The 15,070-nt window shown below is 49.7% G+C and carries 11 protein-coding genes; 10 read left to right on the plus strand and 1 reads right to left on the minus strand.

Annotated elements, in window-relative coordinates; all coding sequences use genetic code 11:
• Positions 1-58: 58 nt before the first annotated feature.
• Together BM200_RS15215 and BM200_RS15220 are read left to right on the plus strand one after the other, a co-directional pair.
• Positions 59-907 (plus strand): YhcN/YlaJ family sporulation lipoprotein, encoded by an 849-nt coding sequence (locus tag BM200_RS15215; protein WP_091187005.1) that lies wholly within the window; start codon positions 59-61, stop codon positions 905-907.
• A 196-nt stretch (positions 908-1,103) separates the two neighbouring features.
• Complete coding sequence (locus BM200_RS15220) at positions 1,104-1,328, plus strand: helix-turn-helix domain-containing protein (protein ID WP_006040330.1); 225 nt, start codon at positions 1,104-1,106, stop codon at positions 1,326-1,328.
• 211 nt (positions 1,329-1,539) lie between these two features.
• Here BM200_RS15220 and BM200_RS15225 read toward each other — a convergent pair whose 3' ends face one another.
• Positions 1,540-3,168 (minus strand): catalase, encoded by a 1,629-nt coding sequence (locus tag BM200_RS15225; RefSeq protein WP_091187006.1) that lies wholly within the window; start codon positions 3,166-3,168, stop codon positions 1,540-1,542.
• Between the two features lie 190 nt (positions 3,169-3,358).
• Between BM200_RS15225 and BM200_RS15230 the strand changes: the two genes are divergently transcribed.
• From BM200_RS15230 to BM200_RS15265, 8 genes are all read left to right on the plus strand, one after another.
• Positions 3,359-4,963 (plus strand): response regulator transcription factor, encoded by a 1,605-nt coding sequence (locus BM200_RS15230; RefSeq protein WP_091187009.1) that lies wholly within the window; start codon positions 3,359-3,361, stop codon positions 4,961-4,963.
• Positions 4,960-6,735 carry a sensor histidine kinase gene (locus BM200_RS15235; RefSeq protein WP_091187011.1) on the plus strand — a complete coding sequence of 592 codons (1,776 nt, stop codon included), beginning with the start codon at positions 4,960-4,962 and terminating at the stop codon, positions 6,733-6,735. The genes BM200_RS15230 and BM200_RS15235 overlap by 4 nt, the downstream gene beginning before the upstream one ends.
• A gap of 117 nt (positions 6,736-6,852) precedes the next feature.
• Positions 6,853-8,292 carry an ABC transporter substrate-binding protein gene (locus BM200_RS15240; protein WP_245773034.1) on the plus strand — a complete coding sequence of 480 codons (1,440 nt, stop codon included), beginning with the start codon at positions 6,853-6,855 and terminating at the stop codon, positions 8,290-8,292.
• A gap of 89 nt (positions 8,293-8,381) precedes the next feature.
• Positions 8,382-9,329 carry a carbohydrate ABC transporter permease gene (locus tag BM200_RS15245; protein ID WP_425434571.1) on the plus strand — a complete coding sequence of 316 codons (948 nt, stop codon included), beginning with the start codon at positions 8,382-8,384 and terminating at the stop codon, positions 9,327-9,329.
• The gene (locus BM200_RS15250; protein WP_091187013.1) at positions 9,329-10,159 is read left to right on the plus strand and encodes a carbohydrate ABC transporter permease; all 831 of its coding nucleotides are present in this window, start codon (positions 9,329-9,331) and stop codon (positions 10,157-10,159) included. Before BM200_RS15245 ends, BM200_RS15250 begins: the two co-directional genes overlap by 1 nt.
• 101 nt (positions 10,160-10,260) lie before the next feature.
• On the plus strand, positions 10,261-12,105 hold the full coding sequence (locus BM200_RS15255) for a glycoside hydrolase family 127 protein (RefSeq protein ID WP_245773035.1): 1,845 nt from the start codon (positions 10,261-10,263) through the stop codon (positions 12,103-12,105).
• Between the two features lie 360 nt (positions 12,106-12,465).
• Entirely contained in the window at positions 12,466-13,143 is a 678-nt protein-coding gene (locus BM200_RS15260) for a tetratricopeptide repeat protein (RefSeq protein ID WP_091187015.1), read from the plus strand.
• Positions 13,144-13,243: 100 nt separating this feature from the next.
• Entirely contained in the window at positions 13,244-14,989 is a 1,746-nt protein-coding gene (locus tag BM200_RS15265; protein ID WP_091187018.1) for a sensor histidine kinase, read from the plus strand.
• Positions 14,990-15,070 lie beyond the last annotated feature (81 nt).

The raw sequence follows: 15,070 nt of genomic DNA on the forward strand, positions 1-15,070 counted from the left end.
CGAGCACAATAAGTGACGGGTCAAAGCCTAACCAAACGAATGGAGGAGTGGCCAGTTCATGAAAAACAAATTCATTCTTCTTACAGCAAGTGTGGCTTTAGCAACGACGTTAGCGGGATGCGCAGCGAATCAGGGGGATATCGGCAACAAGAACATCCGTCCGAACAGTGTGCGATACGATGCTAACGGAAACATGATCCGTAATATGGCGGCTCCGGGTGCATTGAACGACAAGCGTTTCGCGAATGATCAAATGAACGAAATGAACCGCGTCAATGGCCGCCGTCTCAACAGCAATAACATTGTCGGCAGTCATAAAAATTATAAGATGGAAATGAGCGATGAAATCGCGAAGCGGCTTGTAGCTATGAATACGGTTAAGACCGCGAACGTCATGCTGACCGATAATAATGCTTATGTTGCCGTATCTTTCGAAGATCATACACGCGGCCTTAGTGCAAAAAGCTACAGCCGCACGAATTTGAGCAGCCCGATTACCGATGCGAACCGTCACATGAACGGAACGTACGGCTCTAACGGGAAATACGGCATGAACGGCATGAACGGCACGTATGGCATGAACGGTACGATGGGCGGACACGACAATAACGGCATTCGCGGCCTGAGCACTACCGATACCGGCGAAAGCCGTCTGACCGATCAAATCAAGAGTGATATCGCTGCAGAAGTGAAGCGTCTTCATCCAACGGTTCAAAATGTTTATGTATCCGCAAACCCGGATTTTGTGAACCGCATGAACAGCTATATGGGCGATGTACGACTTGGTCACCCGATTCAAGGCTTTGTATCCGAATTTAACGCGATGGTCGAGCGCATCTTCCCGGCTAATGCGACAAAGTTAAATTCGAGTAAGCATACCACTCCGTATATTTACGATCACCGTTAATCGCGGGCAATAAACAGGCATAAGAAAGGAGGGCTGTCCCAAAGGTCGTAATGACCTTAAGACAGCCCTCCTTTTATTATAAGCGCCCATTTTCCCTACATACAGCACCATTGCTATAGCCAATTCATACAATAATTTGACTGTATCCCTTAACCTTGTTAAACCATAAAAACCCGAGCAAGGAGGGGTGACAAACTTGAAGGGTAGCGACCATAAGAGCAAGTTTTTATTAACGCATCGTGAACGCGAGGTATTTGAGCTGCTGGTGCAGGATAAGACTACTAGAGATATTGCGCAGCAATTATTTATCAGCGAGAAAACCGTCCGCAACCATATCTCTAATGTCATGCAAAAATTGAACGTTAAAGGTCGTTCGCAAGCGGTTGTCGAGCTGATCAAGCTTGGGGAGTTGCAAATCTAACCATCCCATACTCGATACGGGCTATTCCATTTTCCCCGCTCCTTTCTATAAGGTGCGGGGGATTTACTTTGTAATCACTTTGTTTCAATTTCGACAAAGTTCTTTAATCTTAGACTAAGGTTTATTCGATACAATCATATGCATCAACCCCACAGTTGATACCATTTCTAGGACAGGCCCGCTTCCGCAAGCGGGCCCTTTTTTTGTTTCCTCAATAACCGTCCGTTTTGTGCCCAAGCTCTTCGGCTATTTCCATACCTTCGCGCGCAGGGAATGTGCCCTCGTGATCGGATTTCATCGCGGCAGACTTCTTAATGGCTTCGGCGACAAGACGGCCGTATTCCGGATCTGCCTGCGTCAGATTCGCTAGCATCTTCTCCTGGATGACAGGCGCGCAGGTCGACAATGCATCCCCCAGATTGTGAATGAGCTCGTCACGCTCCCACTGCTCCAGCTTCCGGAACGTATCGCCCGCCTGGCCAAAATCATTGGTCCGGTCGATTGTCTGTCTAACCAGCTCTGCATCATAATGCGGTTCATGCGGCTGGCCGGAGGCTTCAGCCTCTACAAGTCCGTTCAGGCTAGAAGGCTCGTAGTTGATATGCGGATTTTGTCCGGGCGCAACATCGACATAGAAAGCCATCTGGCCGTCGCGCTGATTGGTGGTCACCCGTTTCTTCGGCGCATTAATCGGCAGCTGCAGGTAGTTCGAGCCAACGCGGTAACGCTGGGTGTCGGAATAAGATAAGGTGCGGCCTTGCAGCATTTTGTCATCCGAGAAATCAAGTCCGTCGACCAGTACGCCTGTGCCGAATGCCGCTTGCTCCACTTCTGCAAAATAGTTCTCCGGATTTTTATTCAGCACCATCTTGCCGACCGGCACCATTGGGAATTTGTCTTCATCCCACAGCTTGGTATCGTCGAGCGGATCGAAATCAAGCTCCGGATGCTCCCCATCCTCCATGATTTGGACCTTCAGCTCCCAGGAAGGATAATCTCCCCGTTCAATGGCCTCATACAGATCCTGTGTAGCATGGTTGAAGTTCTTCGCCTGAATCTCTTCCGCTTCGGATTGAGTCAGGTTTTTGACGCCTTGCTGCGGATCCCAGTGATATTTGACCAGCACCGCTTCACCCTTTGCGTTCACCCATTTGTATGTATTCACACCGGAGCCTTGCATCTGACGGTAGTTAGCCGGTATGCCCCATGGCGAGAACAGGAACGTAATCATATGCGTCGCCTCCGGCGTATTCGAGACAAAGTCGAAGAAGCGCTCCATCGATTGAAGGTTCGTGACCGGATCGGGCTTGAAGGCATGAACCATATCAGGGAACTTCATCGCATCCCGGATGAAGAAGATCTTCAGGTTATTGCCGACCAGATCCCAGTTGCCGTCCTCGGTGTAAAACTTGGTTGCGAAGCCGCGAGGATCTCGGAGAGTCTCCGGCGAATGCCCGCCGTGGATAACACTGGAGAAGCGGACAAAGACAGGGGTCTGCTTGCCTTTTTCCTGGAACAGCTTGGCTCTTGTATAATTGCCGATCGGCTCATTGCCAAACGTACCATAAGCCTCGAAATAACCATGTGCGCCTGCACCGCGGGCATGCACGACACGCTCAGGAATACGTTCCCGGTCGAAGTGGGTGATCTTCTCGATAAACTGGTAGTTTTCGAGCGTCGCGGGACCGCGGTTGCCAACGGTTCTTGTATTCTGATTGTTGGATACCGGATGGCCTTGTCTTGTTGTCAGCGTCCTATCGGTTTCGCCGGCCCCTTTGCGGTTATCGGTTGCACCGCCTGCGCCGGTCGCATTAGTGCCGTTTGTATCATTACCAGACATTTTAATCTATCCTCCATTTCCATATTTACGTTGATTTGGCCGATTACTCCAATACTATTCCTCATTCCGTATGAGTTTATGAAAGGGCTGCTGTAAATATTGTCAAATGACTATCCCCCTATTCAAGCGAGGAGGTGCGTAGTACTGTATATAAAAACAGCCTGTATAGAGGGTGGAAGGGACGAAGGTCATGAACATACTGATCGTTGACGATGAGCCGCGGCACTTAAGAGGCATGGCCGGCATGATTCAATCGATGCGCCCGGCTGCGAAGGTTATGACTGCGAAAGACGGCGAAGCCGCGCTTGCTCTAGTAAGAGAAGAACGGCCGGATGTCGTGTTAAGCGATATCCAGATGCCGAATTTGGACGGTTTGTCGTTCCTGCAGCAGCTGAAGGAAGAAGAGCTGCAGTCCAAGGTCGTTATGGTATCGGCATACAATTTGTTTGAATATGCCCAAAAGGCCATTCGACACGGCGCCTTTGACTATTTGCTCAAGCCGATTGACCGGGATAAAGTAGAGGCGGTCCTGCAGAGGCTGGAGAAGGAGATCTCGGAGGAAGCCAGGCAGCGCGGTGAATCCGCTGATATAAGAAGCAAGCTTAAGCATGCTGAATCCGCTTACCGAAGCCGGATGCTTCATCAGTGGCTGATCGGGGAGCTGCAGCGGGACCAAGGTGCCGAGTTGGAAGAGTGGCCGATGCTGCAGCAAGTGAATGCCCTCCTGCTGACAGATATCAGAATGGTGGAGGCCGCGGAAGTCCATCCGCCGCAGCTGATGGAAGAGCTGCCTCGGCAGCTAAAAAAGCTCGGGGAGAAATTCGGACAAGTCTGCGTATTTCCTCTCCAGACGATGCAGCAAGGAGGCAGACTAGTTACTGCGCTCGCGCTCGAACCATTGTCTGGCCTGTCCACAGCTGAGCTTGCTGCCGCGCTGAAGGATTGTTCCTCTTCCTGGCAGCTGCATGGCAAGGTCATTCACGGGATGGCTATCAGGGCAGGTAAGGAAACTATTCCGGATTTGTATCACAGGGCGGAGAGGGCCCTGCATTATGCATTCCATGAGGAATGGCACGGAGTTGTATCTGCGGAGGAGCTTGCCGCAAAAGAGACGAAGGAGGCGCTCTACATGCTGGATGGGGAGCTTCTGTTCGAGGCTCTTCAAGAAGCTTCCCTGAACAAGGCGGAGGAGATGTGCCGTGAAGCGTTCAGGACTCTGGCAGCCGGAGGGTATACCGATCCTAAGCTGATGATTAATTATGCGGCATTAACCTTGATCAAGATCAAAAGCAGAACCTCGGGCATTATTGATCCGCATGTTGGAAGCGTACTCACGGAGGCAGCTTCCACATCTATTCCTTCCTGCAGCACGAGCAATGAGCTGCTGGAGCATCTGCTGTGCTGTCTGGCAGCTGTACACCAGGCGCTTGCGGAACGGAAGCAGGGCAGCGGTGATGCAGCCGTTGAGCAGTGCTTAAGCTGGATTCAGACCCATTATAATGAGGATCTTACGCTTGAGATGGCAGCCGAGCGGTTCCATTTCAATCCGTCTTATTTCAGCACCCTGATCAAAAGCCGTACTGGCCGTTCGTTCTCTGATCATCTGACAGAATCGCGGATACGGGAAGCGAAAGCGCTGCTTGCATCCGGGAAGCTCAAAATATACGAAATTGCGGAACGCTGCGGTTACCGGGATACGAAATATTTTACCCGAATCTTCAAACGGCAGGTTGGCTTGTCCCCGGAAGCTTATAAGCATACGGCTCGTCCATTGACCGGAGGCGATACACCATGACATTTAGGAAAAGGCTGCTGCTCAGCTATGTGACGCTGATTGCACTGCCGCTGCTTGTGCTCAGTTCACTATTCTACCGGACAAGTCTCAATGTAGTAACCGAGCAGGCGCAGAAAAACGTGTTCGATGTGGTCATGAAAAATAATGATGTGATCGACACAAAGCTCGGCATCGCGGATCAGAACAGCCGGGCGCTATTTGTGGACAAAGACTTATACCAGATCTTTAACGATCTCAATTCGGCAAATGAAGAAGAGCTGCTGGCGGCCGACCGTCAGATTTCAGCTATCTTAAGCAAATATTACTCTCTGAACGAGGATGTCTATTCGGCACAGCTGTGGACCTCTTATTACAGCTTCGGAAGCTCCGTGCAAATGCCGCTTGGCGATCCGGTACAGTCGGACGTCTATAAGGAAGCTGTTCGGGCGGGCGGGAAAATGGTCTGGTATCCGACGTATGACTTTATCCGGATGTTCGATCAGCCATGGCTTCAGGACGGGAATATCGACTTCCGTTATTTGTTCTCTGCCACAAGGCTGCTTAATTTCTCTCATATGGAGGACAGCTCGCTTGTAAAGCTGAAGCCGGATGTAGAACGTCCTGTGCTTACCATCAGCTTCAAATCAACCGTGATGGACAAACTCTTTGAGAAAAGCATTCCTGCCGGGTCTTCTTATATGGTTCTCGATCCGGATAATATTGTTGTTGCTTCAAGCGACAAAACGATGCTTACAAAACCGTTCACTGAAGACTGGGTTGATCCGTTCAGGGAGAAGAATAACGGTACAGCGCGGATTAAGATTAACGGGAATAATCAGATCGTCAGCTTCGCAAGGTCGGAAATTACCGGCTGGATGTCCATCGTGGTTACGCCGGAGTCTGCGCTTGTAAGCAGCCTGGTGCCGATTATCCGAACTTCGACGCTGGTTACCGCCATTGCCTTAAGCGTGGTTGCTCTGTTGTTTGCGTACTTTATCCTTAGCCGCATTACCGGCCCTATCAAAAAGCTGATGAGCGCCATGCGTTTGGTTGGGGAAGGGGATTTCGGGACTCATGTTGAGGTAAGGAGCCAAGATGAATTTGGGCTGCTTTCGCAGCGCTTTAACCGGATGAATGACCGGATCGCGATGCTGGTGAAAGAAAATTACGAAATTAAACTGAAAGAGAAAGAAGCGGAGATTCAGGCACTAAACATGCAGATGAATCCTCATTTTCTATACAACACCCTTAATATCATGAACTGGACAGCCATTGAGAACAATCAGGCGGAGCTGAGCAAGATGCTCGTCTGCCTGTCTAATATGCTGCATTATACGTCCCGGAAGGACTGGGGCGCTGTTCATCTGACGGAAGAACTGGAATGGATGCGCAATTATTTCTTCATCATGTCAGCGCGGTTCGAGGGCAAGTTCACGGTTGCTTATGAGATTGAGCCGGCGCTGTATGAGAATAAGGTGCCAAGGCTGCTGTTCCAGCCCTTTGTGGAAAATGCTATATTGCACGGATTCAGCGGGATGGATGAAGGCGGGATTATTACGATACGGGGCTGGTTTGAAGATGACAGCCGGTATTTCGAAATCCGCGACAACGGACGGGGAATCAGCAAGGAAGGGATAGACGCGATTCTATATAAGGAATCCGCATCCGTCGGAATTAAAAATACGATCTCGCGTATCCGGATGGCCTATGGCGACGAGTATGGCATCCACATTCACTCCTCTCCCGGCAAGGGAACAAGTATTGTGATCCATCTGCCGAACAAGACCCAATAAAAGTCCACCATTCTAGAAATGCTCGGGTTTTGTAAGCGTTATCTATCATCTACAATAAAAGCAATCATAGACTGCAGCTATGAGCCATGAGGATGGAAATTAGAGAGGGGCTCGAAAATGATGAATAGGAATCGATGGAAATACTCTTCCGCATTTATGGTTACGGTTCTATCAGCTGTGCTTGTCATGTCCGGCTGTACCAAGTCTGATAGTTCCAATGGGAATTCCTCATCCGGTAATAACACAAACAGTTCGGCAGACAGTGAAGGAACAGGTACTAAAAACGGCGAGAAAATTACACTGAAACTGACCGGATGGGGCGCACCGGCAGAGGTAGCGGCATACAAATCGGCCATTGCCAATTTCGAACAAACTCATCCGAACGTTAAAGTCGAATTTCAATCGATTAGCAGCAGTGATTACGATACGAAGCTGACGACGATGGTTGCCGGCAACGACGCGCCGGATGTAGCGATGATGGAGTCTGCGACGATTGCCTTCCCGCTCGCTGAAGAAGGCAAGTTCCTGAACTTGCAGGACTTCCTTGCTAACGATCAGCAGATTACACTCGACTCCATCGTTCCGAATATTACGTATTCCCAGGCGCCGGGCAATATTATCGGCATTGGCCCAGGCCCGGAAACATTCGGACTGTTCTATAACGCAGATGTATTTAAGGATGCAGGTATCGAACCGCCTCCTTCCGATATTTCGAAAGCATGGACCTGGGATCAGTTCGTCGAAGTTGCGAAACAGTTGACGCTTGATAATAAGGGACGTAATGCGACAGATCCGAATTTCGATCCTAAAAATATTAAACAGTTTGGTATTAACCTCCCGACATGGTGGGGGCAATACAGTAACTTTATCTATTCCAATGGTGGAGATTTCCTGTCAGCAGACGGCAAGACCTTCGCTCTTAATCAACCAGCGGCTGTAGAAGTCATTCAAAAGCTTGCTGATCTGATTAACGTGCATCACGTCGCTCCGTCTCCTCTGCAGTCGAAGAATATCCCGGGGACAAACGTGGCGCTGCAGACGAAGAAAGTAGCAATGGCTATCGATGGTCAATGGGCTACTTCATCGCTTGCTGAATCCAAGGTCAACTTTAACGTAGGTGTCCTGCCTGTGATGAAAGAACCAGTAACAACGGTTGTAGCTGGCATGTTCTCGATCTTCAAATCGACCAAGCATCCACAGGAAGCTTGGGAGCTCTTGAAGGCGCTGCTTGATCCGGAGGCATCGCTTGACATGCTGACGAACGGAACATGGATGCCAGCTCCTAAAGACTGGTATACCGACAGTGAGAAGCTTGCAAAGTGGACAAAAGATCTTCCTGCCCGTCCATCCGGCTATCAAGGTGCCATTATTGACATGCTGCTGAATCACAGCCATGCAACACCAACCGCTTATGTGAAGAATTTCAACAAAATTATGGATGTCGTGAATCCCGCTCTCGATAAAGTGTGGCTGGGTAAACAGTCGGCCCAGGAAGCGCTTGATTCCATTGCCGCGAAAGCACAGCAGCAGGTACAAGGCCGACGCGACGTCGAGTAAACAGTCTGCGGTAGTGGATGAAAGAAGAGGACAGCGGTTCTTGGCTCTTCAAGAACGTTGTCCTCTTTCATAGACAGGAGGGATACGGCATGGAAATGACGGCCAAAGATGTGACGCAAGCGGGGGCAAGAGCCGGGAAAAAATTCTCCAAACGGGAGAAGAAGGCGTTGTTCTATGGTCTGCTCTTTACAGCGCCGGCGGTACTCGGCTTTCTCATTTTTACACTAGGTCCGATGATCGCCAGTTTATATTTAAGCTTAACGGATTACAACGTATTCAAGGATACAACACACTTTATCGGTCTGGACAATTATACAAAGCTGTTCAGTGGTGAAGATGATCTGTTCTACAAGTCGCTTGGTACCACTTTTTATTTTGTTATTCTGCGCGTACCAGCGGTCATCATCATCTCGTTCTTCCTGGCCATTTTGCTGAATATGAACTTAAAGGGTCGTTCGCTGTTCCGGACGATTATCTATCTGCCAAGTATTGTTCCGGCGGTTGCCTCTTCGATGATCTGGCTGTGGCTGATGAACCCTGATCTAGGCTTGCTTAATACCGCTCTGGAATGGCTGCACCTGCCGACAAGCTCGTGGCTATTCGGAGAGGGCAGTGTTATCCCATCCGTCGTGCTTACGACTTTATGGGGAATCGGCGGGACGGTTATTATCTTCCTCGCCGGCTTGTCTGGTGTACCGAAGTCCTATTACGAAGCAATCGATGTAGACGGCGGCGGCTGGTACAGCAAGCTGCGCCATATTACCGTTCCAATGCTGACGCCAACGATCTTCTTCAATACGATCATGACGATTATCGGCTCTTTCCAGGTGTTCAGTGAAGCTTATATCCTGACCCAAGGCGGACCTAATAACAAAAGCTTGTTCTTTGTCTTCTACCTGTGGAGAACGGCTTTCCGTGATACGGAAATGGGCTATGCATCCGCACTTGCTTGGGTGCTGTTCGTTATCATTATGATCTTTACGGTGTTTATCTTCAAAACCTCGAAATCCTGGGTGCATTATGAGGGGGAGAGATAATGAGAGAATCCAGGCTAAAACTGACTGCGGGGTTTACTACCCTGCTGATTATTTCCGTGATGTTTATCGTGCCGTTTGTATGGCTGCTGCGCAGCTCGGTGATGGATCTGTCTCAAATTTTCATTATGCCGCCGCAGTGGATTCCGAAGCCCTTTCACTTTGAAAACTTCAAGGAAGCTATGACGGTCGTGCCGTTTGGCGCTTTCTTCAAAAATACGCTTATTATCGTAGCCGGTGTTTTGATCGGCACAGTCGTCTCCAGTACCATTGCTGCATTCGGCTTCTCCCGCATTAAGTGGAAGGGCCGCGATATGGTGTTTGCTATTCTGATGTCTGCAATGATGCTGCCAGGAGCGGTAACACTCATTCCAAGCTTTCTCGGCTGGAAGGAGCTTGGCTTCTACGATACGTTCTATCCGCTCATCCTTCCTTCGTATTTCGGCGGCGGTATATTTAATATCTTCCTGCTGCGTCAATTCTACATGTCGATTCCTCAGGACTTTGATGAGGCGGCGGTTGTGGACGGAGCGACTTATTTCCAAATCTATTGGCGGATTCTGCTGCCGCTCAGCCGTTCGGCTGTTATTGTTGTAGCGCTCTTTACATTCCTTGGATCATGGAATGACTTTATGGGGCCGCTTATTTATCTGAAGAGCGACAGCCGCTTTACGCTTGCGCTAGGTCTGCAGATGTTCCAGGGCAGCTATAACGCGCAGTGGGATTTGTTGATGGCGGCTTCTACAGCAGTTGTACTGCCTTGCGTTCTTGTCTTCTTGATCGGACAGAGGTTCTTCCTTGAGGGGATTACGCTGACCGGGCTTAAAGGATGAGGAGCATAACGATTAAAAGTTATGGCATAAGAAGCAAGCATCATCATAAATAGCGGGAATTACGCCTTTTGTGTGATCATTCCTTTTAGGAGGCACAAGCAATGAGCATGACGAAGCAGTCGAATGTGATAAAAGGCTGGCGGGGAGTCCCGTTTTCGGACGTATCCATCAGTGACGCTTTCTGGCGGCCGCGTCTTGAGACGCTAAAGAATGTAACGATTGGCGTCTGTCTCGATCAATGCGAGAAGACTAACCGAATCGCGAACTTTGCGCTTGCGGGCGGGCTCATCGAAGGCAAATACGAGGGCATGTACTACAATGATTCCGATGTATACAAGGTGCTCGAAGGCGCTGCATACTCGCTGATGACGGACCGTGATCCGAAGCTCGAAGCGGAGATCGACCGGATTATCGGATTGATCGAGGCTGCGCAGGAGAGCGATGGGTACTTATCTACGTATTACACGGTTGAAGCGCCGGACCAGAAGTGGACCGACATGGAGAAGCATGAAATGTACAACGGCGGCCATCTGATAGAAGCAGCGGTTGCTTATTACCAGGCAACAGGCAAGCGCCAGCTGCTTGATGTCGCCTGCCGTCTGGCGGATCATTATGACTCGATCTTTGGTCCGGGCAAGCGTCACTGGGCAGAAGGACATGAGGAGATCGAGCTGGCGCTTGTGAAGCTCTTTGGCGCGACAGGTGAGGAGCGTTACTGGAAGCTTGCGCTCTGGCTGCTGGAGGAACGCGGACACGGTCACGGGGTTGGCGCGATTTGGGATAAAGAGGACTGGGGACCGGCGTATTGCCAGGATGATGTTCCGGTCAGGGATATTCGTGAAGTGAAGGGGCATGCCGTACGGGCGATGTATCTCTATACGGCGATGGCAGATGTGGTTCTTGCCTCCGGAGATCCGGCTTATATGGAGGCGCTTGACCGGGTATGGGCGCATACGGTTGAACGGAACATGTACTTGACCGGCGGCATTGGACCATCCGTTCATAATGAAGGCTTTACGCATGATTACGACCTGCCTAACGAATCGGCCTATTGCGAGACCTGCGCGGCGATTGCGATGGCGTTCTGGAATCAACGGATGAATCTGCTTCATGGCGACGGAAAATATGCGGATATCGTGGAGCGGGAGCTGTTTAACGGGGCATTGTCCGGGATTTCGCTCTCCGGCGACCGGTTCTTCTATGTCAATCCGCTGGCTTCCAAAGGGGAGCATCACCGGGTGGAATGGTTCCACACCTCCTGCTGTCCAACGAACCTGGCGCGGTTTCTGCCGTCAATCGGCCAATACGTGTATGCAAGATCGGCAGACGGCATTGCGGTGAACCAATATTTGAGCAGTGAGACAAAGGTTGAATTACCGGGCGGCGGCAGCGTGCAAATCGCCCAGTCAACGGCTTATCCTTGGGATGGGCGGGTTGAAATCCGTTTGTCCCCGGATCAGGCAGACGAGTTTGCATTACGGCTTCGCCTGCCGGGCTGGTGTAGAAGCTACCGGATTCTGGCGCAGGGCGAACCGGTAACAGGAGCCGAAGCATTGGCGGAAAACGGTTATCTCGTATTGAAGCGGCATTGGTCCAAGGGCGATACCGTGGAGCTTGCGCTGGATATGCCGGTAGCCGCGGTGCGTTCCCGCGAAGAGGTAGAAGCAAACCGGGGACGGATCGCCTTCCAGCGCGGCCCGGTCGTGTATTGCATGGAACAAGTCGGGAATGAAGGACTCAGCTACGACGGCTTTGCCGTAAAAGCAACGGAGCCGTTTGTTGCCGAGTACACGGGAGACCAGCTTGGCGGAGTAACGATATTGCGAGGCAGAACAGAGGCGGGCCTTCCACTCGAACTTATCCCTTATTATGCCTGGGACAACAGAGATGCGGGTTTCATGCAGGTATGGGTACGGGAAGCGGAGGATCGCGGGCTATACCGGTAAACCTGCCGGCAAATAAAGTTAGTGCAAAAAAAAGAGCAGTCCGTACAGCCGTGTAACATGGCTGTATGGACTGCTCTTTTTTTGTGCTAATCATCATTCCGTCCATTTTTTTTAATGTTAATTGGACCGTGGGGAGAATATCTTGTAATAAACCCTGATGCTTTTCGTACATAAGGTAATCGGTGAAATCTATTTCTCAAGCCGATAGGGTTATGTTAAGATTATTAAATACAAATTTCACCAAACAGGCTGTGTAAAAAGCTCCTTATAATACTGATTTTTTTATGCTTACGAAGTAAGAATCGCCACAATTGGCCTGATACGGCCAATTTGTGTGCCCATTCTTTTTAGGAGGCTCCAATGGGAAAACTCTTTTTATTATTCGTTTTTTTTACTTGGATATTTGGAAATCCGATTATTGCTATTCTAGCTATTTTATTTATTGTATATGTGTTGGACCGCAAATTTATTGGTTTAACGCCAAGCTTGTTGAAGCCGATTCGCCGGTCTTCCCGGCTCAAAAAGCTGAAACGGCATATTACGCAGTCCCCTAACGACACGTCATCGAAGGTGGAGATTGCCCGGATTCTGATCGAAAAGAAGAAATACCGGGAAGCACTGAGCCTGCTCGAGCCGCTCGAGCAGATGCTGGATGAATCGGCGGAGTATTGGGATGATCTTGGCCTATGCCTGATGCAGACCGGACAATCGGAGGCAGGTGAAGCCGCCATGAGCAAGGCGTTGCTGCTTAATCCGAGGGTGAAATACGGCGCTCCTTATTTAAGGCTGGCCGCTTATTATTCGGAGCATGACGCGGAGAGAGCCCTGTCCTATATTGAAGCGTTTCAGGATATTCATTCATCCTCCTGTGAGGCCTACTATCGACTCGCCGACATTTACGAGCAGATGAACCGCAAAGAAGACGCGATGGAAGCCGTTCGGGAAGGACTCCGGATTTACCGGTCCCTGCCGCGGTACAAGAAACGTGTGGAGCGTAAATGGGCTTTGCGTCTCTTTATAAGGAAGACCCGCGGGTGATGGAAAGAACTTCTTGTTTGTTTTGCTATAAGCCATATTGTTGTTTCGGTGAAAATCATCCATAATCGAAGTACATTACGAGAGCTTAAAGGAGCATCATATGCCGCGCAATACTTGGCTCATGGCGATTAGCTTGAGCGTTATCATCGTTTTACTCAGCAATGCTGCTTATTATTTTCTGACCAAAAAAACGTTGGAAGATGCGCTTAACCATGAGATGCGGGCTGTTGCAAGGCAGATCGAATTTTCTGTCGAGCAATCCCGGCTTGGTGCCGAGAAGTTCCAGGATCAGATCGGACGGGAGCTTCGGATTGTTTCGATTGCGGCGCAGTATGCGCTGGATCCGGACGTGGAGAAGGTTACGAATGAACAGCTTAAGGAATTAAGCGCTAAGCTGGGTGTCGAACATATTACGTTGTTGAAGAGAACAGAGGACAATATCATCTTGTACAAGTCCTCGGATGAGAACGAGCTCGGCAAAGGGACGAAAACCTGGGATCCCTGGTATGTCGCCTTTAATCAGTTGTTTGATAATAAGCAGGTCAGCATCGATTGGCTGGGCCAGGCGCTTCCTAACTTTTGGAGCGGACCGTTTGAGGTCGCTTCCACGGACCCGGACAGCATCTACAAGTGGGGATATTATTACGACGGAACGACCAACTATATTATTGATCCGTACGTCAATTACACGGCACTGGCTGAATATGAGAAGCTGACAGGTATTAATGAACTGATAGATAAATCGATCGGCAGCAGTGATTCTTTACTGGAAGCGACCGTTATTAATCCAATGACCTTTGGCAAAGGATCCTTTGACACCGTGAATGAAGACGGTGAAATTCAAGGACATTTGCTGCAGAAGGATATCTTTTATGGAACGTACCGTTATAAGTCTGATCGAGATGTAGAGTATGTACGGAAAGCCTATAATACAGGTGAAAATATTTCTGTCAAAGCGAATATCGACGGCAAGCATGTGCTCAAAATGTTTATTCCGGTCACGACCGGCGATGAAGTTAATCTTGTCAATGAGAATGGCGAACCGATTCATGGCTATGTGCTTTCTCTGGTCTCCGACTATCAGGTTATTCAGGACAGATTGGACAGCCAGTTTCTGAACATCGCGATCGTAATCTTCCTGGTCACGGGTATCAGCATTCTTATTGTTGCCTTTGCGATGCAATATTTCCGTCAGTCCCGGGAGAAGGTCGTTGTGGTAACGCAGCAGACTTATGTCGATGAGATCAATAGCATGTTTCAGTCGATACGGGCGCAGCGGCATGACTTCCTGAATCATGTTCAGACGATCCATTCCCTTGCGGAGCTGAACAAATCCAAGGAGCTTGTCGCTTATACGAAAGAGCTTACCGGCGAAATCCGGCTCATGAACGATATTATCAATATCGGCAACCCTGCGATTGCGGCGCTGATCCGCTCGAAAATTTCGCAGGCGGAAAGCTGCCGGATTGCCTTTACCTGCTCTTTCAGCGGACTTAACCGGCTGGAAATGGGGATCAAGACGCTGGATGTGAACCGGATGCTTGGCAATTTGATCGATAACGCGTTTGATGAGGTTATGAAATACGGCGAGGAATGCCGTGAGGTGGAGCTGACAGGAAGCCAGATGGACGGCTTTATCGAATTCTGCATCAGTAACACCTGTGCGAATGCACACGAGATCAAGGAAAAGCCGTTGTTCGAAGCAGGCTTCTCGACCAAGGATGATGCCCACCAAGGGCTGGGCTTGTATACCGTTAAGTCGATTACGGAGCAATATAAGGGAACCATTCAGGTGAACACAGAGATCGAGAACAAAATTACGTTCTATATTCGTATCCCGCACTAATAATGCCTTATCATTCAGCAGTCCGTTTCCTCTTCAGGAGCGAAATGGGCTGCTTTTGTCTTTTCAGAGGGGGCATTTTTT

Source organism: Paenibacillus catalpae (assembly GCF_900112695.1).
Taxonomy (GTDB): Bacteria; Bacillota; Bacilli; order Paenibacillales; family Paenibacillaceae; genus Pristimantibacillus; species Pristimantibacillus catalpae.